This window comes from Eisenibacter elegans DSM 3317 (assembly GCF_000430505.1).
GTDB classification, from domain to species: domain Bacteria; phylum Bacteroidota; class Bacteroidia; order Cytophagales; family Microscillaceae; genus Eisenibacter; species Eisenibacter elegans.
In genome coordinates this window covers 447,816-472,442 of sequence record NZ_AUMD01000011.1, presented here as the reverse complement: position 1 = coordinate 472,442, position 24,627 = coordinate 447,816, and the positions used below count along the sequence as shown (strand labels likewise).

The window sequence follows — 24,627 nt, the reverse complement described above, 5'->3', positions numbered from 1 at the left end:
GTCTTAAAATAGTTGGTACTCAGGAGACTGCATCATCGCATTGAATAGGCGCGTGATTTGCAAACGAGCACCTCCGGCAGGGTTTGCGCGGTTGTTCCATTCTACCGCCCAGTTCATATCCGACAAGTCCTCATTCAAAATAAACTTAAAATAGTTTCGACGTTCATCGCTGATGGCCTCAGGCAAGATAATAGCGGCCAACTCTGTTACTAGCGCCATAGGGTTGGCAGGATTGGTGATGTTGTTTTCTACAAACCGAATAACATCTACGTTGAAGTTATAGCGGTTTTTGGCCATTCCGCCCATCATAGTATCCATCGCCATCATATCATCAATCAATTGGTATCGATTGACAAGGCGGTTGGTCGAAATCCAGTTGCGGTTGTACCCTGGCTCTTGGTAGTACGCGTCATAGCCTGCCACATCAAAAGGCTCGTAGAAGTTCATGCCTTGGGCAGTCATAGAGTCGAGCAAGCGGGCGGCGCTTTCCTCGAAGTCTTCGATGTCGGTAGATTTTATCCCAAATACGTGCATCACGCCGATGGTCAGGTCTATTGGCGATTTGATGATTGCGCCAAAGTTGTCATCATTGACATCTGCCGTGGCCGAGTCATAGAAGTGTTGGCTTGTCAGCAGTCTTTCAATGATGGGCTGTATACGGAAGCCATTGTTGCGAAAATCTTGCGCCAAGGGGCGGATGATGTTATTGTCAATCTCATCTGTGATATCATAATATACAAAGAATCGATAGATTTTCCGGCAGATGTTCATAGAAGTTTCTTCGAGGGAGAAGATCAAATCTATAAACTGATCTAACTCATCAAGCATACTGGCTTCGGTGGGTTGCCCGGCCTGTAGCAAGTCAGCTCTTGGCTGTACTACGCCGTTGTTGAAAGCCGCACTAAAGGTTTTGACACTGTTGTCGTGTTGCGCTGGTCGGGCAATGCCTCTTGGCAGGCCTGTAACCTCATCAAGGGTGTCGTAGTTGTTGTCATCAACATAACCCGTCATCACCCGTGCACCCTCTTCTACATCTTGTTGTTTGAAGACCACATAGTCGTCGGGGCCGGTAGGCTGTACATTGCGCCCCCGCCCTACGGTATAAAGCTCGATGAGTTCGCGGGCAAAATTTTCCTGTATCCGTCCTTTGATATTCAACCGCCCGTCGAGCAAACGCAACATCGCATTGTCGATACAGATACGGCGCACGAGGTCTTTAAAAGTCCGTGTGCCGGTTTTATCAAAAGCATATTGTCGGAAGAGGACATTCTGAAAATAGAGGGCGCGGCTACGATCAATGACAGATTGTATGGCCGGAAAATGCGTATGTAAGAAAAAAACTACTTTTTCCTTCGCATTCATCCCACTGTCCAACATCAGGCGCAGGTGCCAACGTTTGAAGACCTCTTGCAAATCGCCATCCTCGCTGGCATTGGCCGGCATAGCGCTAGGCGCTTTGTCTGTCCAAGTATCATTGGTAGCGGGGTCTATAGGGGGGGCTGGTTCCGGTACATTTTGGAACAAATTGGCTACGGCTTGGGCGGCAGTTTGGGTAGCAAACTGGTCTACTTCTGCTTTGGTAGGGCCGAAGGTAGCTCTTCGTAGGAGGTGGGCGGCGCGTTTGTTGCCCAACGCACCGGCAAGTGGATTCAATCCGGCCATTCGACTATCTGGTTTTATTAAAGTTTCACAAAGAAACGGTTTATCGATGATTTTGGTTGCTTAGTCCGTTTTATTTTGCTGTTAATAAGAAGTTAGAAAACTCTTCCAATCGACCCATCCGAGCAGCTCTAGTTGCAAAAGCTCCGATTTTATAGCTTTATTAGGGTGTTGTTGGGTGAGCCAGAGGTTGGCCGCATTGGCCTTGGCAGCGATTGGTTTGCCTGGGCGCAACCACCACATTCCCTCCTGCCAGTAGCCTATGCTGTGACCGTCGGGGTGATAGAGGCTGTCTACCCCCTCAGGGTAGTGTACCAAGTAGGCCAGTGTTTGTAGCCCTTTGAGGTCTGTCAGGCTTTGAGTGGGCTGTAATATGGCCACAGGGTTTTGGTATTGGTCATAGAGTATGGTTGGTGTTGTATTCTGAGCCATCAATACCCCCGTCCCTACACTAAACCCCCAAGCAAGAGCCCATCTGTACCAATTCATCTTACTACAGTTTTATTTTGCCAAAATACTCAAAATCAGTCATTAATTCCAAAGCTAGCCATATAATTCTTTCATTAAAGCCAAAACATCCGGTAGTTTTGTCAACACTACCGGATGTTTTAGGGTTTGTGGTGGTTTTATGAGCGGTATTGCTTCAGGATGCGTTTGGCCAAAGAAGACTTGTGTACTTCATCGGCACCATCGTAGATGCGGGCGGGGCGCTCGTGGCGATACCAGAACGACAGCGGCGTGTCTTCGGTAACGCCCAAGGCTCCGTGTACTTGGATGGCATTGTCTACGACCTTGAGCATCATATTGGCTACAAAAAACTTGATGGCTGAGATTTCATCACGCACTGCCGAAGAACCCTTGGCATCTATCTGACGGGCAGTATCGAGTACCATCAGGCGGGCAGCATTAATTTCGGCGCGGGCTTCGGCTATCCAGTGTTGTACGATTTGTTTGTCGGCCAGAGTTTCGCCGGGATTCAGCTCACGCGATACCGCACGGCGACACATCAGCTCCAGCGCTCTTTCGGCTATGCCTATCCAGCGCATACAGTGGTGTATGCGTCCGGGGCCGAGGCGTTTTTGGGCTAATACAAAGCCTGCCCCCTCCGGTCCCAACAAGTTGGTGGCTGGCACACGACAGTTGGTATAACGCACTTCGGCGTGGCTAGCGTGGCCTTCGCCCGCATCTCCCATGACAGAGATATTGCGCACCAGCTCGAAACCCGGCGTATCAGTGGGCACAATAATCATACTGGCGCGTTGGTGGGCGGGTGCTTCGGGATTGGTAACGGCCATCACGATGGCAAACGAAGCCCCATCGGCAGAGGAGGTAAACCATTTGTGCCCGTTGATGACATAAGTGTCGCCCTCTTTGACAGCCGTAGTGCCCATCCAAACAGGATTGGAGCCGGCAAACTCAGGCTCTGTCATCGAAAAACAGCTGCGGATTTTACCCTCGGACAATGGTTTCATAAACTGCTCTTTCTGGGCAGGTGTACCAAACTCGTGCATCAGCTCAAAGTTGCCAATATCAGGGGCTTGGGCATTGAAGGTATAGTGCCCAAAAGGAGTACGTGCCAGTACTTCACTTACTTGCCCAAACTCGCAGAGGGTCAGCCCCATGCCGCCCATGTCTTCGGGAAGGTGTAGCCCCCAAAGGCCTAGTTTTTTGATGTCTTCGCGTTTGGCTTCGAGCTTTTTGGCCAAGGTGTGGAAGGAGCCGTTCAGAAACTCAGGCTCTAGCGGGATAAGTTCTTCTTCGACAAAAGTTTTGATTTTTGGAAGAATGTCGCGTAGGCGGTCGGTCAAAAATAAGTCTGTCATAATAGTAGGCTGTTTTTTTAGTGTGATGAGATATGATTGTTGTGTTTTAAATCAAAAAGCCCCCGTCAGAAGTAAAGACAGAGCCAGTAGAGTAGGCCGAAGCATCAGAGGCAAGGAAGAGGGTCAGCTTGCCGATGTCGTCGGGTTGGCCAAGGCGTGCAATGGGCAACTGATTCATAAAATGTTGGGTGATTTTCTCGTTTTTCCAGAGCGCTTCGCTAAACTTGGTTTGTATCAGGCCAGGGCAGATAACGTTGGCACGGATGCCATACATCCCCCATTCTTTGGCCATTACCTTGGTGAGCATAATCAAGGCTGCCTTGCTGACGCTGTAGATGCCTAACCCCGGCTCAGGACGGATACCCCCAATACTGCTCATATTGATGATAGAGCCGCTTTTTTGGGCTTTCATGGTAGGCAGCGAGGCCTTGGCTAGCTCAAAGCAGGCTTTTACGTTTACGTCCATAATTTTGTCGAAGGCATCGGGGCTGCATTGTTCCGTTGGCCCAAAGACAGGGTTGGTAGCAGCATTATTGACGATGATGTCGATACGCCCGTATTTTTCTTTGGTTTGTGTGGCTAGGGCTTGGATGTGCTCTAGGTTGCCCATATGCGCGGCGATGGCTGTGGCTTCGCCTCCGGCTTTGAGGATGCTTTGCGCTACCTCGTCAACGGCCTCTTGTTTGCGGCTACTGACCACTACCTTAGCGCCGTGCGCAGCAAGTAATTGGGCACAAGACTCGCCAATCCCTTTGCTGGCTCCAGTTACGATGGCTACTTTGCCACTCAAGTCCATTACGTTTGTTTGCATAGATTATTCGGTTAGGAAGTTAGAGTATATATGTATTATTCAAAAATCAGGTACTATTGGGGCAAGAGCATCAGGCCACTGCCAAAGCGTCCGGTGATGCCCTTATCACGACGATGGGAATAAAACCAGTCGTCATCGTCATAACTACAGTAAGGCGCTATTTCGATATGATTGGGGCGCACACCTGCCTGTATCAAACTTTGTCGGTTGGCTGATTTGAGGTTAAAATGTGGCTTGCCGCTGGCGGGGTGATAGGTAACAAGCTGGTCGAGTGTGCCAAAAGCTTCGTGTACGGCCGTTACCACCTCATCGCCCACTTCATAAACAGGCATTCCGATACAAGGAGCTATCCCTACCCTGAGGTCAGCAGGGTTGGTATCGAAATGATGTTGCATAGCCCGTACCGTTTCGGCAGCGATGTGTTGTACTGTCCCGCGCCAGCCGGCGTGGATAGCTCCGATGGCCTGCCGAACAGGGTCATACAACAGGATGGTCGTACAATCTGCGGAGAGGACGGTTAGGGCAATACCTGTGCTATTGGTGATGAGCGCATCGGCCTTGGGAACGGTACTGCGGTCGGGGTTGCAAAAGCTCGCCGCATTGTCAGGTGTAACAAGGGTAACTGTCTTGCTGTGTATTTGCCCGGGCACACACCAAGGGCGGTTATCCCAGCCCAAAAGCCCGCCCAAAAGTTGATAATTTTGTTCTACTAGCCGCCGGTCGTCGGCAGTGCCTCGGCCTAGATTGAGGCCATTGTATGGCCCGTCGCTGAAGCCCCCCAAACGAGTACTCACAAAATGAGACAACTGTGCACTATAAGCACTTAATTGTGTGAATTGTAAATAGGTAGCCTCCTTAAACCGATGAGCAATCATACTAAAAACACATTATTTGGATGTTTAATTGATAAAAATACATTTCTGTCGGCTAGGCCTCTTTTAGGAGCAAGAACGTGTTAAAGAAATCAATATTTTTTAACTTGATGCGAGTAATGTGTTAAATAAATCGATTTTTGCTTGCCTGTTTTTTTTAATGACTATTTCAGCTATCGATTTTTATTTAATTTTATTAATCTATTCTGATGTTACACAAAACACTATTATCATACTAATATGACAATTTTTTTACTTCCATTTTGTATAAATTCAATACTCCCTCTTTCATATAAGCCCTCTCGATACTCAGAAATGTTATTCTTCTCTAAAGATAAGGCTTTTAGGGATGTTGTGCAAGTGCGGTTAGGGGCTTTACATTTTTGGTATCGATAACCTTTAGCGGGCAGCCCAGCGAAGACTGCCCGGAGGTTATCATCAAAAATAGGTTAGCCTAATTTCCACTTTTGGAGTAAAAAACAGGATTTAACTAATAAACAGCTTGGAGTACACTCCAAGGTTTCCGAACTATTAAATTTTTTTCCTGCCAGTTGCTTGCTCTAAGGATGCCTACTTGAGATTAGGGGGCATTCAAAAAAAGTCACCCATTCATCAACCTCGTAGGCGGCGAACGCTCAAGACCCTAATGTGCTATAACCGTTGCATCCCTTCAGGATGTGGAATACATACACCATCCCTTTGCCCTCTGTAGCAATGGGTAAGTTGTTTATTGAATACCCCCTCAACTATACCAAGCCCACCATTGTCAGTACGCCCGCCAGCATAATCCACTTACAGAGGGTGCTGATGTAAGCGAACTCGCGTTTGGTATCAGCGTGGCGAAAACGCCACATAAAATGCAACAACAGCGGCAGGGTCATCAGCGCCAACAAGCTGTTGAACCAACTCCAGTATACCACCAATATCCAAGACAGGCTAAGCAGAAAAAAGGCAAAAATCCATTGTATGAGCACCTTTGTACGCCGTATCCCCCAGATAATGGGTAGGGTACGACAACCAAAACGCGCATCGCCGTGGCGGTCTTCCATATCTTTGATAATCTCCCGGATGAGCGAAATCAAAAAAGCCAGAAAAGCATACAAACCCACCAACACGGTATTACCGGGGAACACCAACAACAGTATCCAGACCGAAAAAGCTGTCAGCAGGGCAATGGTAAAATTCCCCACAAAGGGCAAGCGCTTGAAGTGATTGGAGTAAGCCCAGAGCAAAAAAATAGCCCAAAAATTGACGAAGCCCAGCAGGGGGTTAATCCACAGCCCCAGCAGTACTCCGGCGGCGTTGAGGCTGAAATTGAGCAACAACACTACGCGCCGCTTGACCAGCCGCCCTACCACGACGCGGTCGGGCTTGTTGATGTTGTCAATCTTGACATCATAATAATCGTTGATAGCATAGCCTGCCGCCGCAATACACACAGTGGAAAGGCTCAGAAAAAAAAGCGTAGGATTTTGGAGATTCCCCAAAATATCGAGCTGCTCATCAATGACAAAAATCTTGACCATATATTGCGTAAAGGCAATAATGAGCAAGTTAAGGGAGCGAATCAACCTAAAAAACCCAAAAAAGGAAGGGTTGATTGGCGGTGCGGTGAGGTCAGGAGTAGGAACCATAGCCTTCAATGGGCGTAAAAATGAGAGCGCATTTGTAAATACAACTTAAGCGGGGGGCTAAGAGTTTCAAAAATCGACCGTAGGCAGCTCAATAAAAAAGCAAGTGCCTTGTCCGGCTTGGGTTTCAAACCAGATGCGCCCGCCGGCGTGCTCTATCCCACGCTTGGCTACGGCCAGCCCAATGCCAGAACCTTCTTGCTTGGTGGTGAAGTTGGGCACAAATATTTTGTGTTGTATTTCTTCGGGCACCCCATCGCCATTGTCTTCTATCTCTACCCTGATGAGGTCTATGTCTACCACTACTAGCCGCAGGCGGATGTGTGGGCGGCGGCCTTCGGGCACGGCCTGTATGGCATTCAGGATGAGGTTGGTAAAAATACGCCCCATTAGGCGGCGGTCGCCAAGGATAAACCGAGGCTCGGTATCGACCTTGGGCTCGAAGTCAATGTCGGGGTTAGACTGATAGAGCTGAACGGTCTCTTCCAATACGGTGATGAGGTCGAAGTGCTCGGCCTTCGGAACGGGCATTTTGGCAAAAGACGAAAACGAGTCGGCGATTTCGGTGAGGGTATCTACCTGTGTGATGAGGGTTTCGATAGGCCGGTCGAAAGTCTGTTGTACATCTTCTTCAAAGCGCTGTAACTTGACCTGCAAGAGCTGCAAGGTCAGTTTGATGGGGGTAAGCGGGTTTTTGATTTCGTGGGCTACTTGTTTGGCCATCTCACGCCAAGCCTGCTCCTTTTCGTTGCGGGCTAGGGCGCGTTTACTCGCTTCGAGCTTTACGAGCATTCCGTTGTATTCATTGACCAGCAGGCCTATCTCGTCTTCGGCGTGCCAAGTAAGCGGCTCGGCATAGTCGTTGAAACTTGTCTTCTGAATTTTTTGGGTAATCATCCGCAGCGGCACGGTCAAAACCCGCGACGCAAAGTACGACAGTGTTACGAACACCAAGAAGATGGCCGTAAAAATGCTCAAAATGCTGGAAAACACTGCAATCAGCTTTTGCTCAGACGTATACTGCGACTCAAAAAAAGGAATGCTCAAGATACCCAACAGTTGTTGGGTGCTATAGGCATATACCGGCACATACACAGAGGCAAAGCGCAGCTGTCCCACCTGCTCGGTTTGGAGGCGGTGCTTGTAGCGTTGTGTTTGCAGCGCCGCATAGGCTTGAGGCTGCATCAGGCGCGAAAGTGGTCCGCCAAGGTCATAAATAGCCGGTTGGGTAGAGAGGAGCAAGCGCCCCTGAGGGTCAAAAATATTGATGTCGGCCTGTGTATATTGGGCTATCTGACGCACCTGACTCAGCAACCCTTCACGCCCTAGCAGGCCGGTTTGGTAGTTTTCGAGGGGTAGCATCAGGTTTTGGGACACACTCTCGGTATTGCGAATGAAGGACTGCTGCAATTCGCGCCGCTCCGAACGGCTCACCACACTCAAAATAATGACCGTTACGAGAATGAGAGGCAGAAAAAAAGCCAAGTTGAGGTAAAACTGTATCCGTGTTGCAAACTTCAGGCGGGAGGTACGCATACTGCGCCACACATTGTAGGCAATCACGCCATTGACCGGAAAAGCCACCAAACACAAAAAAAGCCACGAAAAGTTGGTGAAGAAAGTCCCCACGCCCGGCGCCAAACTCGATACCACGATGCGCTTGCGATTGCCGCCCGTAATGACCAAATGGTGATAGCCTGCTTGGATAAACCCTCGGGCATAAAACTGCTCCAGCCTGCGGGTAGGGAGGTGCTGCTTGTAATCAAAATCGCCCATACTGTAGGCCAAGGTATCGGCAGCATACACCGCAAAACTAAACTGACGGCTGTTGGGTGAGTCGCCGCCATAGCGTTCATCCAGCAGGAGTTCAGGGTATACATTGCTCGAAATAGCGCGTTGCTGCTTCAATTCGATTACGGCATAGCCTACCGGCTGCCCACCCTGTGGGTGTTTGATGGTCGCAAAGGCGACATACTGCCGCACCATATTGACCCCTGAGGCATTGACAAAAAACAGCTGCTCGTGTTCGTCAGTCTGATACCAAATTTTGTTGTAGCGCTTTACGAATGCCTCGTAGTTGTCTTCGGCGTCGGCATCGGGTGTGCCAAAGATGCGCCCCTCACGGTCAAACACATAGACCTGCGCTTGGTATTGGTCAAAATAACTCCCCAAATAACTGCGCCGTATTTTTTGTTTGGCCAAGCTCTTGGGCAAAAACGGGTGTTGGTAGATTGACTGTAAGAGCGCGTCTTGCTCGATACGCTCCAAGGCCTGCGCCAGCTGGGTCTCCGCCGGGAGGTCATTCTCCAAAATAAACTGACTTGCAAACTTGCGCTTTTCGGCCAACAGTTGCCCTTGTCCTTCTTCATAAAACACCAGCATAGCCGCCGCCGCCGCCGCCACTGCCCCCGTAAAAAGGTACATAGAGCTTAGGTACTGAAACCGCGCCAAATATTTGGGAAACCGCAGATAATACACCAAACCCACCCACAAGCCGTGAATCCAAAGGGCGGCCAACCCTACCGACCACTGCCCGTAATACAGCGCCGTTTGGAGCAGCAAAATCCCCAACCACGCCGAGGGAAGCACCCACGGCTTCAGCCCTCCGCCCCAGCGCAACAGCCAGCGCATACTGAGGTGTGTGAGCATAAAATAGCTCGTCGCCAGCAGGATAAATACTGCCCAAGCCCAAAGTCGGAGAGGGCTCAGGCGCAAGCTTTGGGTGATGTCAAGAGAAATGATGTCCTGAGCAGCCAACAAGTGTAGCAAGAGTTGATACCCTTTTGCCAAAAGCGCGACCCAAACCAAGGCAACCAACGCATATATCCCCGCACGAGTACTAGGCCTTATGGGTCGAAGCCATTTTTTGGTGATATAGGGGTAGTACCAAAACAAATAGGTGCTACTGAGCAGCAACAACACGCCCAACAGCCCCATTTCGCCCAGTGTAATGCCCTTGCCTGCAAACAAAGGACTGTATGTGCCCAGCCACAGCGGCCACACACGACTCCAAACCAAGGCCACTGCCAACGCAGCTCCTCCTCCCAGCAATAGCGCCAGCCCCTGCACATACCGCCCTCTGCGCGCCCACAGGCGGGCATAGTGCCAAAGCCCCCATACTGCCCAAAATACCCCCCACAACAGCGCCCAGCCCAGCACCGGATAAAGCGGCGCAGGGAGCTGTGTAGCCGATACTTCTGGCAGCGAAATAGCAAAAAGCGGCTGCCCGTCGGCAGTATGTATTTTGGCCGAGCTATCTGCCCGAGCGTCGAGCACCTGAGGTGTCTGCCCACCAAAAATCTGCGGATTATGTTCTGAGCGAAGGTATCGATTCTGCACCTTATAGTGCCGGTAGAGCGGCACCAGTCCTACCAACTCCAGCGTATCGCGCCCCACCAAGTGGCGACTCTTGTCGACTAGGTAATAGCTCTGTCCTACCTGCATCAGGCGGTAACGATACCTACCACGCAGCTCGGCCTCGTCGGGGATGAGGCCGTGGTCTGTCCAATAGCGCAGCTGCCCCCCCCGATATACCAAATGCGCATACTGCCAGTGCTTGGCGGCCTGCGCTAGGTTGCCCCAGTGTAAGGTATCCCCCAAGCTCAGCAGCACCTCCTTCTCCCCACTCAATTGCTCCAGCGCCTGCTGTGTGCGGAGTTCGGTTTGTTGGCGATACCGCTCGCCGCTGGGCAGCCGATACCACTGCCACGCCGCCCAAGCAGCCAACACCACCCCACTCAACACTAGCCAAAGCCAAGGCTTCGCCCACCAAGGGGTGTGTAGATAGGCTTGCAAATCGTTTGTAGTCCGAGACGCGTTCAAAGGCAATACAGATTAGGTGAGCACAAAACAAATGTAAGCCATAATCCCCCATCGCGCAAATACCCATTGCAAAAAGCCACGCTTTTCAAACTTTTAGCCCCCAATGCCGTGTTATATTTGCGGTAGTCTTTGTGCCAAAAACCTCCTGCTACCCCCTCGCTGACAACGATGATTGGAGACTTCCCCCTTCGGGGTCGGGCTATCACCAGTAGCTTGAGCTTCCGGCAGGTCGCAAGGTTACTTGGCAGGGCTAGCGCCCACATCCTTCGCACTCTCGTGCTCGGATGTCCCCAAGCCGCGTGCGCCTACTTTGCATCAATGATAGACAAGTGACGTAAAAACCCTATCTAGAGACTAAACTACAAACTACTTCATACCCCATAGTCCCTAGTTCATACTCCAAAAAACACCCTTATGCCCAAACTCACCTCCCTTACCCTTTTGCTGACTTGTTGGCTCTCCTTTGTTGGTATACCGACAGTGCAGGCCGCCTACATCCTCATCCCGATGGACGACAACCAGACCAACCACCTCAAAGCCTATGGGATTGCTTATTGGGTCTTGGAACAGGGCACAGAAGTCGATTGGTTGCTCAACTACCGTGGGGGGAGTTTTATGTGTGCCTACCAAGAGAAATTTGAGCGGGAGCTGATTATCCGCGATGTGTCGTACCAAATCCTTTCTGACGCGCAGGCCAACAGCATTTTGAATCAAATCGCCAGCCCCGATGTCAATATGGATGCCGTGCGCCTCGAAAAACCACCCAAAGTAGCCGTCTACTCCCCCAAGAGCAAACAACCTTGGGACGATGCCGTAACCCTCGTGCTGACCTTTGCCGAGATTCCCTACGACATTGTTTTTGACGACGAAGTGCTCACCGACCAGCTTCCCAAGTACGATTGGCTCCACCTCCACCACGAAGACTTCACGGGGCAGTACGGCAAGTTTTATAGTGCTTACCGCCACCAACCTTGGTACATCCAGCAGCAGAAAGAGTACGAAGCCTTGGCCAAGAAATACGGTTTTGCCAAGGTGTCACAGTTGAAGTTGGCTGTGGTCAAAAAAATTCGTGATTTCTGTGCCTCCGGCGGCTTTCTGTTTGCGATGTGCTCTGCCACGGATACCTACGACATCGCACTCGCTGCCGATGGGGTAGACATCTGCGAGTCAATGTATGACGGCGATCCCGCCGACCCAAGGGCACAAGAAAAGCTCAACTTCAACAATACTTTCGCCTTCCAGAATTTCACCATCAGCCGCAACCCCTACGAGTACGAGTATTCCAACATCGACAACCAGCAGTTTGAGCGCGGCCTCAACGAGTCGAACGACTACTTTACCCTCTTCCAGTTTTCGGCCAAATGGGATCCCATCCCGACGATGCTGACCCAAAACCACCAATCGGTCGTCAAAGGCTTTATGGGGCAAACAACCGGCTTTAAGAAGCGGCTGATTAAGTCGGAAGTGGTGATTTTGGGCGAAACCAAAAAGATTGATGAGGCGCGTTATATCCACGGCACCTTTGGGCGTGGTACTTGGACTTTTTACGGCGGCCACGACCCCGAAGACTACCAGCATTTTGTGGGTGAAGAGCATACCGACCTGAGCCTCTTCCCCAACTCTGCCGGGTATCGGCTGATTCTGAACAACATCCTCTTCCCTGCCGCCCGCAAGAAAAAACAAAAAACTTGATTGGTATTGGTAGGTCATCTAGAGGGCAAACCCACAGCCCTCTGATGCTAGCCCTCTCCAAACGCTTCAGGCAAGACCATCACCACCTCTTCACGCTCCACAATGACCTGCCCATCGGGTAGGTCTTTGGTTTTACGTACATACTTTCGGGGCGTAACAATCACAGGGCACACGCTGTCGTGGCTTCGTTTGGAATAATATGCAGCCAATGAAGCAGCCTTTTCGATGACATCCTTGGGAAAGGGCTTGCCTGCTTGGTATTTGATGAGTACGTGCGAGCCCGTTACATCCTTGGCGTGTAGCCAAAGGTCTTCTTTGAAGGCGTATTTTTGGATGAGTAGGTCGTTGTTTTTGGCATTTTTGCCCACCCAAAACTCAAACCCTTGATAATGAAATCGCTTAAAAGGAAACATTTCGACCTTTACGGCAGCTTGTGCTTCTATGTCTATTTTATTGGTTTTAAGGAATTTGCGCAATTCTTTGACCTGCGTAATTGCTTCCAAGGCCAACAATTGCGTTTCGAGTGCTAGGACTTCGGTCTCTTTTCGGGCAATATTGTCTTGAAGTTTGGTACGTTCAATTTTTTGATTTTTGGCTTTGCGGTAATAGTGCTCGGCGTTTTTTTGAGGCGAAAGGTCTTTTTTTAGCTTGATGACGTGCATCTGCTGCGGGTCATAGAAGTCTGGCAATACTACCTGCGTTTCGCCCTGTGGTATTTGGTGTAGGTGGGCCATCAACAGATGCCCTGTGGTTTCGTGGTCTATGCCTTCGTCTAGCTCGCGCAGTCGTTGTGTGTGTTTTTGGACATAAGCTTGTGCCTGTCGCAAGCGGCGCTGTAACAGCCTCTGCGCGGCACTCTTCTCTTGTGTGAGGGTGCTGAGTCTTAGGTAGGCAAAGAAAAACGCATTGACAGCCTCGTGCGCCTCTTCAAAAACTTCGAAGGGAGTAGTCTGCTCTGGCGGCGGCAGGAGCATCAACTGTGGCGCTTCTTGGGGTTGCCACAGATAATATTTTGGGTTTTCTAATTGCGTCACCAACCTTTCGACGATAGCCCAACGCTCTGGCAAGTCTGCCTCAACAAAGGCAGGCTGTGCATCGAGATATGCCTTGATTTCTGTACCTAGTGTAGGGTAAATTTTAGCCAAATTGCCCTCTACAGCCTGATATGCCTCGAAAGTCTGTACCAATGGACGGTCAAGCGCGGCAAGTTTTAACTGATAATCGTTTTCCATCCGTTTGTGAAAACTGATTAAAAACTGCTCCTGCTCAAAGAGGATGACATTGGCACGCCTGCCGTGCATTTTGAATAACAAGGTATGGCCTTCTTCAAAGTGTAGGGCGAAGCTGCGCTCGTTTTGGTATTGGGTAATGGCTACTACCGCCTTATTGAGGATAGGCCGAAATAAGTCAATACTATTGCGCTTGGCACGCTGAAAGTCAGAAACCACGGCCAAACAAGCAAGCTCCGGATTGAGCAAAGCCCTGAGATACAGCTCTTCTTGCAGGCTGAAAAAGCCCAACACTAGTTCGTCTTTGTTTTGACTAAAACAAGCCCCCAAGCGCATTCCTTTGGTCAGCTGGGTTTCATCAATGGGTCGGTAACCTATATGGTAGGCCAACGAGCCCAAACGTCGAGCAAGTTGTTGGGTAAATTGGCGTAAGAAGTAATAATTGTTTTGCATCATATTTGTACAGCCTAAGCTTACAAAAGTACACAAGCTCTTTGTGAATGCAAGGCTTTTTTTCGTACCTTTAACGAGTATAAGCCCTTCCTTGTATGTCTGTGTGGATATGCCGAGCTGGCTGTTTTTCTTAACCCCTAGTACCCAAAACGTCTATGACCCCGAACATTCGTCTGTCTGTTTTATGCATTTGCGGTCTTTTATGGCTTACCCCTGTAGGCTTACACGCCCAGCAAATGTCCAAGCAAGACCGTAAGCGACTTAAAAACGAGCTTAAAGCTTACCAACGCAATCCTCAAGAGCTGCACAAATTCAAAGAAGAACTCAAAGAACGCGAAAGCACACACAGCCAGTTGCAACAAGAATTAGAACGCGCCAAACGCCTGACCCCTTCCAGTACTGAAATCCAAGAATTGGAAAGCGAAAAACAACGCCTAGAGCGCGAACACGAAGCCCTTAAAGCCAGTAAAAAAGCTTCTATCCCAGACAAAGCCAGCCAAAACATCAACGAAGGTGGCTTTCGTGTAGTACTCGAAATTGCCAACCTTGACCAATACCAAGCCACAGATGAGGAAAAGCTGCGCCTAGCGCCGCACCTCTCCCCAGAGGGAACACTACATCTTGTGTTGGGTACTTTTGGGACAGAGGCCGAGGCCAAAAAGTTTCAACAACACCTGCACACGCTGCGCATCAAATCCACCAAAATTGTAACTTCTACCGCTAAAAACGGATAATCGATATTTTTTATGAAGACATCTTCTTTTGTTTCTCTCACCCTACTTTTGGGAGCTTTGTGTATTGCCCTGGGCACACAAGGAGCTCAAGCCCAACAACTCACCAAGGCAGAGCAAAAAGCACTAAAAAAAGAGGCTAAAAACTTACGCCGCAACCCCGAGCAATATCTCCAAATGCAGGATGATAAGGCCAATGTAGAAAGCCAAATCCAACAAACTCAAGATGAGCTCCAACGCCAACAACGTGAAAAAAGCCAACGCGCCGACCAATTAGACCGCCTCCGCGCCGAGATTCGGCTGCTCCAAAGCCAAATTGATGCGCTCAAGGCTGCCCCCAATGTCATCTTCAGGGTACAGATAGGCGCTTATACCAAGCTCCACCAAAATAACAACTACGCCGGGCTACACCCCAACTTCAGCGTAGAAACTACTGAAGGCGCTACCCGATATAGTATCGGCTACTTTATGTCTTACCGAGAAGCCAAGTTTATCCGAGAATATCTCAGCGCACAAGGTGCAGAGGCCTTTATAACCGCCTTTAAAGACGGTAAACGCGTGCAAAGTATGGAAGAATTTAGCTCTCTGGCAGGCGAATAACCGGCCACGTCGCATTTCAATCATCAGCCAAAGGAGAGGCTACACGGCCTCTCAGGCCAAAATAAAATCCTTATGCAACTCATCGACAACGAAGGCCACCAAGACCCCCGAATCAATCTAGCCTTGGAAGAGTATGCCGTTCGTAATTTTGACCCAGACCAAGAGTATGTGCTCTTTTATGTCAACCAACCATCGCTGATTATCGGCAAACACCAAAATACCATCGAAGAAATCAATGCCGATTATGTATCTGAGCACGAAATCACCGTGGTAAGGCGTATTTCGGGCGGGGGAACGGTCTATCACGATTTGGGTAACCTCAATTTTAGCTTTATGACCCCCTTCGATGCACAGAAGGTCAATAACTTTGCTCACTTTACTGCCCCTATTGTGCGCGCATTGCAGGCGCTAGGTATAGAGGCCGAAATGACTGGTCGCAATGATATTGTTACGGCTGATGGCCGTAAAATATCGGGCAATGCGCAGTTTTCGACCAGCCAGAAGATGTTTAGCCACGGAACCCTGCTCTTCAACTCTGATATGAGCCGCCTAGGGCAAGCACTGCGGGTGCGCCCAGATAAGATAGAGTCAAAAGGCATCAAATCGGTACGTAGCCGTGTAGCCAATATCTTATCGCTCCTACCCAAACCAATGAGCCTAGGGGAGTTTAAGACGCATATCAGCCGTCATATTTTTGAAGCAGACACCCCCCCTTTGCGCCGCCTAACCCCCCAAGAATGGAAGGAAGTACACGCCCTAGCGCATAGCAAATACTTTACTTGGGAGTGGAACTATGGCAAATCGCCAGCGTTCAATATTCAAAAAACACACCGCTTTGACTTTGGCCAAATTGATGCCCGCCTACACATCAAAAACGGTAAAATAACCAACCTCAAGTTTTATGGTGACTTTCTCAGTATTGGTAACTTGGCCGAAGTTGAGCACTCCCTGACAGACTGTAGCTACAATGCCGATGCGCTAGCACAGGCTCTGGCCTACATAGACCTAGAGCACTACTTCGGCCCTATCAAAGTCGATGAGTTTGTGCGCTTTTTGTGCTAAGTACTCGCTAGCCTGCTTCGATTTCTGATTCCCAAAATTTGTTGTTATGTACAAAACTATTGACTTAGCCCTCCAAGGTGGAGGCTCTCACGGCGCTTTTACTTGGGGTGTATTGGAGCGCCTGCTCGAAGTGCGCAGCCTCGTTATTGAGGGTGTTTGTGGAACAAGCGCTGGCGCTATGAACGCCACCATTATGGCCTATGGCCTCCATACCGGCGGTAGGCCGGGCGCTATCAAGTTACTGGGCAAATTCTGGAAACGGATTGCAGATGCCAATCAATTCTCACTCCTCAGACCCGGATGGGTAGACTTATGGCTTAGCAATGGCCGAATGGACTATTCGCCCTACTATTATGCGTCTGACTTTTTTACGCAGCTGTTCTCGCCCTATCAATTCAACCCCCTTGACTACAACCCGCTCAAAGACCTACTCGAAGAATTTGTGGACTTTGAGGTATTGCGTGGTAGCGATGCGATGAAACTCTTTATCTGCGCAACCAATGTCCGTACAGCTCGCGCCAAGATATTTGACAACAGCGAACTCAGCGCTGAGGCTGTGCTGGCTTCGGCCTGCCTACCACACCTTTTCAAAGCTATCGAAATTGATGGAGAGGCTTATTGGGATGGTGGCTATATGGGAAACCCTCCTATCTATCCGTTGATAGACAATACCGAAACAGAAGATATTATGTTGGTGCAAATCAACCCAATTTATATCAAAAACATCCCCCGAACGGCTGTCGAAATTCGTGACCGTGTCAATACGCTCAGTTTCAATGCCAGTCTGATGCACGAGATGAGACGCATCAATTTTATTCAAAAAAACTTACACTTAGGCCTGAGCACACACGACAAGTTGCGCAACTTGTTCATACATCTCATCAGCCCTGAAGAAGAAATGGACGGCCTAGGCATCTCCAGCAAATACAACACCCGGTGGGAGTTTTTATTGCGTCTGCGGCAATTGGGTCGAAAAATGGCTGACCAGTGGCTCGAAAAAAACTATGACAAGCTGGGGCAAGAGTCTACTTGTAATATTCAGGATATCTTTTTGTAGGCATTAGCGCTTGTGTACTCCCCAATCAACATTGGCTTGGGCAATGTATACACAAGCACTAAGAGGGGACAATACGCTAACACAAGGCGCGCTATACCCAAGATGTTCTTTATCTGAACCGAGTATCCCTGTTTTCTATCTTTTTCTGTATTTCCTGCACAACTTCATCCAAGTCCTTGACGCTTTTTTCTATTTTGATGTATATCTCTTCGATAGCCTCTTCGGTTTGATATTCTTTGAGTGTAAGCAAATAATACAAGCCCAAAATAGTCGCTACGGGAGCGCGGAGTTTGTGGGCATTCCAAAAAGCATACTCTTGTAATTGTTGGTTTTGCTCTTCTATTTTTTGCGTTCGCTGTTGTACAAGTGCCTCTAATTGGTTGTTGATGGTGCTCAGCTCTTCTTGTGTGCCGGCGAGGGCTTGGTTTTGAGCCTGAATTTCTTCGTTTTGCTGCTGTACCTCTTCGTATAGCGAAGTTATTTGACGTTGGTACTGCTGATTGACCATCTTGAAATATATAAAAGCAAACGAGATGATGATTAGAAAGGAGATAGAGTTTTGGGTCATCAAGTGCGCATAATCTAGGTGTAGCCCAAATTGCTCCATATTGATTCCCAGAAGGTAATGAATAGGGTCATAAGCTACCACAAACAAGACATTGAGCAAGAAGGTGCAAAAAAAAGCCCAGCGCTCAAATCGATAGCTCAAGAACATAAAAGGGAAAAACACACACATAATCAACGGAATGCGCGGCGAGAGGTAGTGAATCAGCATTGGTGGGCTCATATAAAACTTGATGATGACCCCATATACAAATACAAAAGAAGCAAAAATAAAGGCGCTCAAAAAGCGAGCTATGAACTGATAGCCGTACTTACTCAAGGCCAAGGCGATGATTGAAAAGCTGATGATGGCAAATGTGGTGCCCGAACGATATAGATTGCCTATCCGATAAAAGTCTACCAACAAATAGGCGGTATTGACGTGAATAATAAGCCAGTTCATCAAGTTACACAGCGTGATACTCTGCTTGAGGTGTTCCTCTTGCTTCTGCTCGACCCCCCAGTTTTGGGGAATAGTGAGGTATTGGCATACCCTGTGAACGATGTCTGTCTTCTGAGCCAGCATATTGCTACTGTTGCTTTTATGGAAAATATACCTCCCTGCTTCTTACCTGACCATTAGCTTTTGTACCCACTGCCCCTCCGGCCATCGAATGAGCAGTACGTATGTACCCTTGGGCAAGCGTTCCCAATACCAAACACCAGCGGCTCCCCCTTGTGATGTTTGTGTGGCAAAAGCCGTACCGTCTATGCGATACAATATCCACTCATAAGTTTGTGGTAACTCAGGAATCTCTACCCATACCTGCCCTTGCGATGGGTTGGGGTATATTCTCAATTCTTCTTCTAGGCGTTGTTCGATACTTGTGAGCGGGTCTCGGTCGCGTACTTCATACATCAGGGTAGTATCTGTACGGCAGCCGTTAGGAGTAATGGTTTGTAAATAAATAGGGTAAATTCCGGCAAACACAAAGCTGCGAGACGCTTGGGCGGCAGTGCTGGTTTGCCCTGCTCCCAAATTCCAGAACCAAGCGGCGGCCTGTGGTGTAGTCCCTCTGAAAATGGCTGTCTGCCCAGTCCTCAAATCCAAGAAAGGCGGGTCAGCAATAAAGCTTGCGCGGCTATTGGCACAGTCCAACACCACTAAGGTCTTGGTGCTAGTATGGCGACAGCCTTGGGCGTTTTGGGTAGTCAATTGTAAGGTATATGTTCCCGGTACATAATTGGGAGGCAGGGGCTGTGCGACAGGGGCTGTTTGGCCATTGCCAAAATCCCATAAAAAACTGACCGCCTCTGCACTCTCTGCGACCAAGTGCAACGGCTGGCCGGAGGAGAGGTCAAAAGTATCAGGTGCTACCATCGTATGTGTGTATGGCAAAGGCACTATCCGCACCCTGATGGGCGTGCTCTCATACAGAGAGTCTATGTTGGTGATATAGTAGGTTTGTGCAGTTTTTAAGTTATTGATAAACAATGTTTTCCCTGTAGCCAAAGGGCTGGCCGGAGGAAGCTGTGTGTAAAACCTAAAGCGGCTTCCATTGGTAGGTGAGAGGTTGAGGCTTGTCCCCACACAGACCATAATCAGGGTATCGATATTGGGCACAGGGCTACGGCGGGCTTGCTGGTAGCGCCCCAATGCGGTATCGGCTACCATTTGTAAATCGGTGAGGTTGTCTCCGGCTAGGAGGGCAAACGCAACAATACTTGTCTGCCCAGGCTCTAAATTATTGATGCCGACACTGAGCAGTTGCGCAATGTCATTGCCTCCAGCGCCACCGGCAGTGTTGCGCGCATTGTTGAGGGCAGTCCATTTTTCGCTCAGGCTAAAGCCATCATCTATGTTGAGACTTCCCTCGGCTCCGTCTGTATCAAAGGCGTAAAGCACATTGGGTTGATCTGTCAGCAGGCGCAAGCCTCCATAAAGATTCTGATGTGGCTGGTCGAAGGCATAAGCCATCCGGCGCTCCGCATCCCAAAGGCTGCGGTTTTGGGTGATAGATTGGATGTTCCAGTCGGCATACAGCCCCACGCGCAAGGTTGGGAAAGTAACAGGGCTCAGGTTGCGCACTCGGTATTCTACAATCACATATTTGTCGGCTCCGCCGCCACTCCAAGCAAATACCTGTTGCTTCACCTCTACCTCGCTGCGGGCGATATTATTGGGAATATCAGTATATAAGGCTTCTACTACCTTGGTATCGAGTGCGGTTCCGGGCATTACTATTGCCGGATTTAGGGCCGTAAAAGCCTCATTGCGCAAGGTTGCCGGCTCCGCCCGCAGTGCGTCCGAGACCTGCGTGGCGCTACGCCCCAACACCAACCCAGCCTCTGTAAACAAAGCCTGCCCCCGGTATGTAAAAGGCAAAGGATCGAAATTATTCAGATAATCAGCACGCCCCAAGGCAGAGACATTATTCAGCCCCATACTGACTTGATTGACAGAAAAGTTGAGGTAGTTGGTTGGGTTGATATTGAGCCGTACATAGATTGTTTGGCTAAACGCTCCATCGGCACTGAATTGTAGGCCAAACATTGTCTGGCTGTTGGGGGCGGGCGTACTGCCCAATACAAACCGCAACCCATCGGCAGGCAGTAAAATATCGGCTCCCGCAGCCACATTGCCTAAGGAGATATTGCTCTGTATGGGTTGTACAAAGGCGCTATCGCAAATAAAAGCAACTTGTAGGTTGCTGAGCGCCGACACACTCTTGAGCGCAGCCCGCAAAACCCATTGCCCTTGGTTGTTAAAACCCAGCCAAGCCGACTGTAGGTGTATAAAATCGGGCGTTTGTGATAGCGCAGCAGCTACATCGAGTACTCCTGTTCCTAACTTGCCTGTTTGGTTGGCCACACTCTGAGCGCTTACTGTACGCGCTGTTCCCATCAACAATGCCCTTACCTCTAAGGCATTGAGTGTGGGGTATTTGCTCCGCACCAATGCCGCCGCCGCCGCTACTTGTGGTGCGGCAAAAGATGTCCCGCTCACAACCGCATAGTTATTGCTAATCAGGGTCGTAAACACACTTTCACCCGGGGCTAACAAGCTTACTTTATCATTAAAATTAGACCCCGACCAGCGCTCATCGTCCACATTGCTCCCTCCTACAGACAGTACCTGCGCATAGCTAGCTGGGTAGAAGTACCCCTCATCACCGTCGTTGCCGGCGGCAGCCACCAACACCACGTCATATTGCCCGACGAGGCTTTGTAACAAATCTTGCTCAAACTGGCTGGGGTTACCACGCCTCCCCCAAGACATATTGATGACTTTACAGCCGTTTTGAGCTGCATAAATCACCCCGGCATATGCGGCCACATAATTGTTTTGGTCGCTATCGGGGGCTACTTTGAGTGGCATAAAACGACACTGATAGCCCACACCAGCAATGCCTATCGCATTGTTTACTTGGGCAAACCCAACTCCGGCCACCGCTGTGCCGTGGTTGAAGGGTGCTTGGGGATTGGCATCGTTGTTGGCCAAATCATAGCCGGGCACGAACTGGTTGGCCAAATCAGGGTGTGTCAAGTCAAAGCCATTGTCTACCACGCCCACAATCACTGAGGCATCTCCCTGCCCTGCCGGCAACTGCCAAGCTTGTAGCGCCCGAATATTATCTAAATAGTATTGGCTTCCTATTAGGGGGTCGTTGGGTGGGAGCTGTATTAGGGGATAATGCTTATACAAAGGCTCTGCATATTGTACGGCAGGGTCTTGGTGCAAGGAATTCAGCACCATAGCCAACGGTAGGTTGGGGTCTATGTCGAGAATATATATCAGCGCCCAATCGGTAGGAAACGCTTGCTGAGGGGCACGCCTCCGGCTTGTGGTAGTGCGTGCTGGGGGCAACTCTTCCAAAAAACACTGCTGCCGCATTAGTTTGATTGTGTTACAGGTGTTGGAGGCCAATTCTTGAGCACGCACGGCAGCAGTTAGGCTATAGTCCTTGGTACTATGGGGCTTTAGCTTGACAACTACTTTCCCTGCAATATAATCTCCTTCGCTTTGCGCCCACAATGCGTCGCCTACATTGCAAGCGATGATACAAAGCCATACAAAAATGATACGGTAGAGGCGCATATCCCCCCCAACAACTTTTTCTCTCATCATAAGACAACCTGGCATTTGTCTTTTAAAACGTATCTATTGCATTGATGTAACCGCACAGGGCTAAAATTTTATCCTCAGGGTGATTTGGAGCTTTACAGGGTTTGAATTTCTTAATCTTCAAGGATTCTCAGCACATACATTTCCCGATTTTGATTGGGGACATCACAGGTGCCTCCAAACAACTAAGACAAAGAAAAACAGATTCATACACAAGCCCGAAAGTAAGTTGAAACGCATCGCTGATTTGTAATTGGCCGCCGCCGCATCTGCTATTACTGCCCGAAACCAATAGGCATAATACCCCAACAACGGAGACATAAAACCTACAAACAACAACGCTACATGCCAATGGTAATACCTGATGAAATATGCCACAAAGGCCAACCCCACAAGCCCCAAACCTAAGCCCACAAAGGCAAATGTGCCGCGTATGCCCAACAAGCGGCTAATGGTCAGGTCTCCACGGCGTGCGTCTTCGTCGTGTTGGTAGACTTGGGTCATTGGGTATGATGCCCAAAGCATCCAACAACTCAATACTGCCGCTCCCGTAACTCGGGGGCTATACCAAAGCAAATCACTCAGACTGTATTTGCCTACTGCCTGAGCGACAATCAAGATAATCCAAGCCCCTTGAAAGAGGCCGATTACTAACCAACTAGCCAAGGGATACTTTTTGAGGCGGATTTTGTCATAGCTATATGCTCTTGATACCAAGATGTATATCAATACCCCAACCCCAAACCGCCAATCTACCATTATGATGGCCAAGGCTATGGCCAAAGCATCCATCACCTGAGCAGTGTAGAGTAATTGTTTGCTGACTTGAGGAGGGTGCTCTAACCCTCCAATACTGCCTTCATCTTTATCATAATAAGAATTATAACCATTGCTGGCCGGATAGACTAGAAGATGCAAGATAAGAAACGCCCAAAGCGCCTCGGGGATACGCGGGACAGCCGCCACTGCTATGGCGAAAAAATACACTGGCATCAAGAAAAAGGAAAACGGGATGCGCAAGTGCAGCAAAGTGGCGCGTGTGAGCATAAAGAAAAAGGTTTAGGGGTAAATATGGAAAGTATACCAAGTTTATGTGATTTCAGTGTCATTGGATTGTCTTGATTTCCAATGACTTTCGGCGCATACATTCCCAAACTAATTTTGCTTGAGTATATATGGTGTTGGAGCACCAGTAAACCGACACCCATCTGATAACGAACAGTCGAGCAAAATAGCTTTTATTATCGAGAAAAACCTACTAGCTCATCAGTATAGTTGTTGTGCTAGGTGTTGCATAGCCTCCTTTACGGGGCGGCGCTCGTAGAGTACCCCATAGACCATCTCCGTAATGGGCATCATCACGTCTAAGGGCTGGCGCAGATGCTGTATGCTTTGTACGGCATAGTAGCCTTCGGCAATCATTCCTAGCTCCACCTGAGCCGATTGTACGGTATAGCCCCTGCCAATCATATTGCCAAACGTACGGTTACGACTAAACTGCGAGTAGGCCGTTACGAGTAAGTCGCCTAGGTAGGCTGAAGTGCTCAAGTTGCGCGTCTCTGTCGGGCTGATAGCCTGTAGAAACGCCGCTATTTCTTGCATCGCATTGCTGACAAGAACGGCCTGAAAGTTGTCGCCATAGCCGTGTCCATGGGCGATACCACAGGCCAAGGCAATGATATTTTTCATCACCGCAGCATACTCTATCCCCTCCCAGTCGTGGTGTGGAGTCGCCTTGATATAGGCACAGCTCAGGCGCTGGGCTACTGCCTCGGCTATGGCCGGCGTGGCAGCGGCAATGGTCAGGTATGATTGTTTTTCAAGAGCCACCTCCTCGGCGTGACAAGGACCTGCAATCACGGCCTGTTGCGCAAATGGTACACCCAAGGCACTCTGTAGGTAGCTGGTTACGAGCTGGTGTCGTGCCGGAACCACCCCCTTGACCGCAGAGATGAGCACCTTGCCCGCCAAATCTTCTGCTACAAGGGGGGCTAAAGCCGCCTCCACAAAGGCCGCCGGCACCGCTACTATCACTGCCGCCGCTTGGCTGACGGCCTGTTTTAGGTCGCTGAATAACAAAACTTTATGTGTATCAATCGTTACTGCGCTCAAATACGAAGGGTTACGCCCCTGTTGTTGGATGTGTGTGAGGGCTTCGGTATCGCGCAACCACCAATGTACTGCGCCCGCCTGCTCACTCAAAATCTTTACCAAGGCAGTAGCCCAACTCCCTCCACCAACCACCGCAATGGGTGCATTGTGTAAATGTGTCATATCTTGTTTGTCTACTTAATGATTCCCTCCTGTTGAGATACTGCTCAAAAAGCACAGTCAAAAGGAGGCTATGGGCGAAATAAGAGGGTTTTTTTGGCAATTCCTAATAAAGCTCCCCCCATAGGCTGTAGATGACGGTGAATAAAGCCATTATTTTGTTTAGCCAAACACAAGCATTCATTAAACAACAAATCTCAAAAGCCCCTACAGACTAAAAAACTTTATTTGACTATTATCTGCCT

The 24,627-nt window shown here is 49.4% G+C and carries 17 protein-coding genes; 5 read left to right on the top strand and 12 right to left on the bottom strand.

The genetic code is table 11. The annotated features are described in order from the left end of the window. Positions 1 to 3: 3 nt before the first annotated feature. From G499_RS0102730 to G499_RS0102700, 7 genes are all read right to left on the bottom strand, one after another. Positions 4 to 1,662, bottom strand: coding sequence for a DUF1800 domain-containing protein (locus tag G499_RS0102730; protein ID WP_026998672.1), 1,659 nt, complete (start codon positions 1,660 to 1,662; stop codon positions 4 to 6). An 81-nt stretch (positions 1,663 to 1,743) separates the two neighbouring features. Further along, entirely contained in the window at positions 1,744 to 2,148 is a 405-nt protein-coding gene (locus tag G499_RS0102725) for a hypothetical protein (RefSeq protein WP_026998671.1), read from the bottom strand. 137 nt (positions 2,149 to 2,285) lie between these two features. Beyond that, positions 2,286 to 3,482, bottom strand: coding sequence for an acyl-CoA dehydrogenase family protein (locus tag G499_RS0102720; protein ID WP_026998670.1), 1,197 nt, complete (start codon positions 3,480 to 3,482; stop codon positions 2,286 to 2,288). Positions 3,483 to 3,528: 46 nt separating this feature from the next. After that, positions 3,529 to 4,293 (bottom strand): glucose 1-dehydrogenase, encoded by a 765-nt coding sequence (locus G499_RS0102715; protein WP_026998669.1) that lies wholly within the window; start codon positions 4,291 to 4,293, stop codon positions 3,529 to 3,531. A gap of 53 nt (positions 4,294 to 4,346) precedes the next feature. Further along, a complete protein-coding gene (pgeF, locus tag G499_RS0102710) occupies positions 4,347 to 5,168 on the bottom strand; it encodes a peptidoglycan editing factor PgeF (RefSeq protein WP_026998668.1) in 822 nt (273 codons plus the stop codon). A 743-nt stretch (positions 5,169 to 5,911) separates the two neighbouring features. Continuing rightward, the gene (locus G499_RS0102705) at positions 5,912 to 6,799 is read right to left on the bottom strand and encodes a geranylgeranylglycerol-phosphate geranylgeranyltransferase (protein ID WP_026998667.1); all 888 of its coding nucleotides are present in this window, start codon (positions 6,797 to 6,799) and stop codon (positions 5,912 to 5,914) included. Between the two features lie 66 nt (positions 6,800 to 6,865). Beyond that, positions 6,866 to 10,618, bottom strand: coding sequence for a sensor histidine kinase (locus tag G499_RS0102700; RefSeq protein ID WP_161627681.1), 3,753 nt, complete (start codon positions 10,616 to 10,618; stop codon positions 6,866 to 6,868). Between the two features lie 414 nt (positions 10,619 to 11,032). Between G499_RS0102700 and G499_RS0102695 the strand changes: the two genes are divergently transcribed. After that, entirely contained in the window at positions 11,033 to 12,310 is a 1,278-nt protein-coding gene (locus G499_RS0102695) for a hypothetical protein (protein WP_026998665.1), read from the top strand. Positions 12,311 to 12,357: 47 nt separating this feature from the next. Here G499_RS0102695 and G499_RS0102690 read toward each other — a convergent pair whose 3' ends face one another. Then, entirely contained in the window at positions 12,358 to 13,995 is a 1,638-nt protein-coding gene (locus G499_RS0102690; protein ID WP_154658289.1) for an NFACT RNA binding domain-containing protein, read from the bottom strand. A gap of 152 nt (positions 13,996 to 14,147) precedes the next feature. Between G499_RS0102690 and G499_RS0102685 the strand changes: the two genes are divergently transcribed. From G499_RS0102685 to G499_RS0102670, 4 genes are all read left to right on the top strand, one after another. Continuing rightward, positions 14,148 to 14,726, top strand: a complete 579-nt coding sequence (locus G499_RS0102685; protein WP_161627680.1) for a hypothetical protein — start codon at positions 14,148 to 14,150, stop codon at positions 14,724 to 14,726. Positions 14,727 to 14,738: 12 nt separating this feature from the next. Further along, on the top strand, positions 14,739 to 15,323 hold the full coding sequence (locus G499_RS0102680) for a hypothetical protein (protein WP_026998662.1): 585 nt from the start codon (positions 14,739 to 14,741) through the stop codon (positions 15,321 to 15,323). Between the two features lie 72 nt (positions 15,324 to 15,395). After that, positions 15,396 to 16,385, top strand: coding sequence for a lipoate--protein ligase (lplA, locus tag G499_RS0102675; RefSeq protein ID WP_026998661.1), 990 nt, complete (start codon positions 15,396 to 15,398; stop codon positions 16,383 to 16,385). A gap of 46 nt (positions 16,386 to 16,431) precedes the next feature. Then, a complete protein-coding gene (locus G499_RS0102670) occupies positions 16,432 to 17,442 on the top strand; it encodes a patatin-like phospholipase family protein (RefSeq protein ID WP_026998660.1) in 1,011 nt (336 codons plus the stop codon). A 109-nt stretch (positions 17,443 to 17,551) separates the two neighbouring features. Here the strand turns inward: G499_RS0102670 and G499_RS0102665 are convergent, their stop codons facing one another. From G499_RS0102665 to G499_RS18455, 4 genes are all read right to left on the bottom strand, one after another. Then, positions 17,552 to 18,571 carry a coiled-coil domain-containing protein gene (locus tag G499_RS0102665; RefSeq protein ID WP_026998659.1) on the bottom strand — a complete coding sequence of 340 codons (1,020 nt, stop codon included), beginning with the start codon at positions 18,569 to 18,571 and terminating at the stop codon, positions 17,552 to 17,554. 42 nt (positions 18,572 to 18,613) lie between these two features. Beyond that, entirely contained in the window at positions 18,614 to 22,114 is a 3,501-nt protein-coding gene (locus G499_RS20850; protein WP_161627679.1) for a S8 family serine peptidase, read from the bottom strand. 162 nt (positions 22,115 to 22,276) lie between these two features. After that, the gene (locus G499_RS0102655; RefSeq protein ID WP_026998657.1) at positions 22,277 to 23,158 is read right to left on the bottom strand and encodes a UbiA family prenyltransferase; all 882 of its coding nucleotides are present in this window, start codon (positions 23,156 to 23,158) and stop codon (positions 22,277 to 22,279) included. Between the two features lie 219 nt (positions 23,159 to 23,377). Next, the gene (locus G499_RS18455) at positions 23,378 to 24,385 is read right to left on the bottom strand and encodes an NAD(P)H-dependent glycerol-3-phosphate dehydrogenase (protein WP_035726273.1); all 1,008 of its coding nucleotides are present in this window, start codon (positions 24,383 to 24,385) and stop codon (positions 23,378 to 23,380) included. Positions 24,386 to 24,627 lie beyond the last annotated feature (242 nt).

Coding starts and splice junctions, on each gene's coding strand:
- G499_RS0102725 (WP_026998671.1), bottom strand. CDS start 2,148: ATGAATTGGTACAGATGGGCTCTTGCTTGGGGGTTTAGTGTAGGGACG.
- G499_RS18455 (WP_035726273.1), bottom strand. CDS start 24,385: ATGACACATTTACACAATGCACCCATTGCGGTGGTTGGTGGAGGGAGT.
- G499_RS0102690 (WP_154658289.1), bottom strand. CDS start 13,995: ATGATGCAAAACAATTATTACTTCTTACGCCAATTTACCCAACAACTT.
- pgeF (WP_026998668.1), bottom strand. CDS start 5,168: ATGATTGCTCATCGGTTTAAGGAGGCTACCTATTTACAATTCACACAA.
- G499_RS0102705 (WP_026998667.1), bottom strand. CDS start 6,799: ATGGTTCCTACTCCTGACCTCACCGCACCGCCAATCAACCCTTCCTTT.
- G499_RS0102720 (WP_026998670.1), bottom strand. CDS start 3,482: ATGACAGACTTATTTTTGACCGACCGCCTACGCGACATTCTTCCAAAA.
- G499_RS0102685 (WP_161627680.1), top strand. CDS start 14,148: ATGACCCCGAACATTCGTCTGTCTGTTTTATGCATTTGCGGTCTTTTA.
- G499_RS20850 (WP_161627679.1), bottom strand. CDS start 22,114: ATGATGAGAGAAAAAGTTGTTGGGGGGGATATGCGCCTCTACCGTATC.
- G499_RS0102680 (WP_026998662.1), top strand. CDS start 14,739: ATGAAGACATCTTCTTTTGTTTCTCTCACCCTACTTTTGGGAGCTTTG.
- G499_RS0102695 (WP_026998665.1), top strand. CDS start 11,033: ATGCCCAAACTCACCTCCCTTACCCTTTTGCTGACTTGTTGGCTCTCC.
- G499_RS0102715 (WP_026998669.1), bottom strand. CDS start 4,293: ATGCAAACAAACGTAATGGACTTGAGTGGCAAAGTAGCCATCGTAACT.
- G499_RS0102670 (WP_026998660.1), top strand. CDS start 16,432: ATGTACAAAACTATTGACTTAGCCCTCCAAGGTGGAGGCTCTCACGGC.
- G499_RS0102665 (WP_026998659.1), bottom strand. CDS start 18,571: ATGCTGGCTCAGAAGACAGACATCGTTCACAGGGTATGCCAATACCTC.
- G499_RS0102730 (WP_026998672.1), bottom strand. CDS start 1,662: ATGGCCGGATTGAATCCACTTGCCGGTGCGTTGGGCAACAAACGCGCC.
- lplA (WP_026998661.1), top strand. CDS start 15,396: ATGCAACTCATCGACAACGAAGGCCACCAAGACCCCCGAATCAATCTA.
- G499_RS0102655 (WP_026998657.1), bottom strand. CDS start 23,158: ATGCTCACACGCGCCACTTTGCTGCACTTGCGCATCCCGTTTTCCTTT.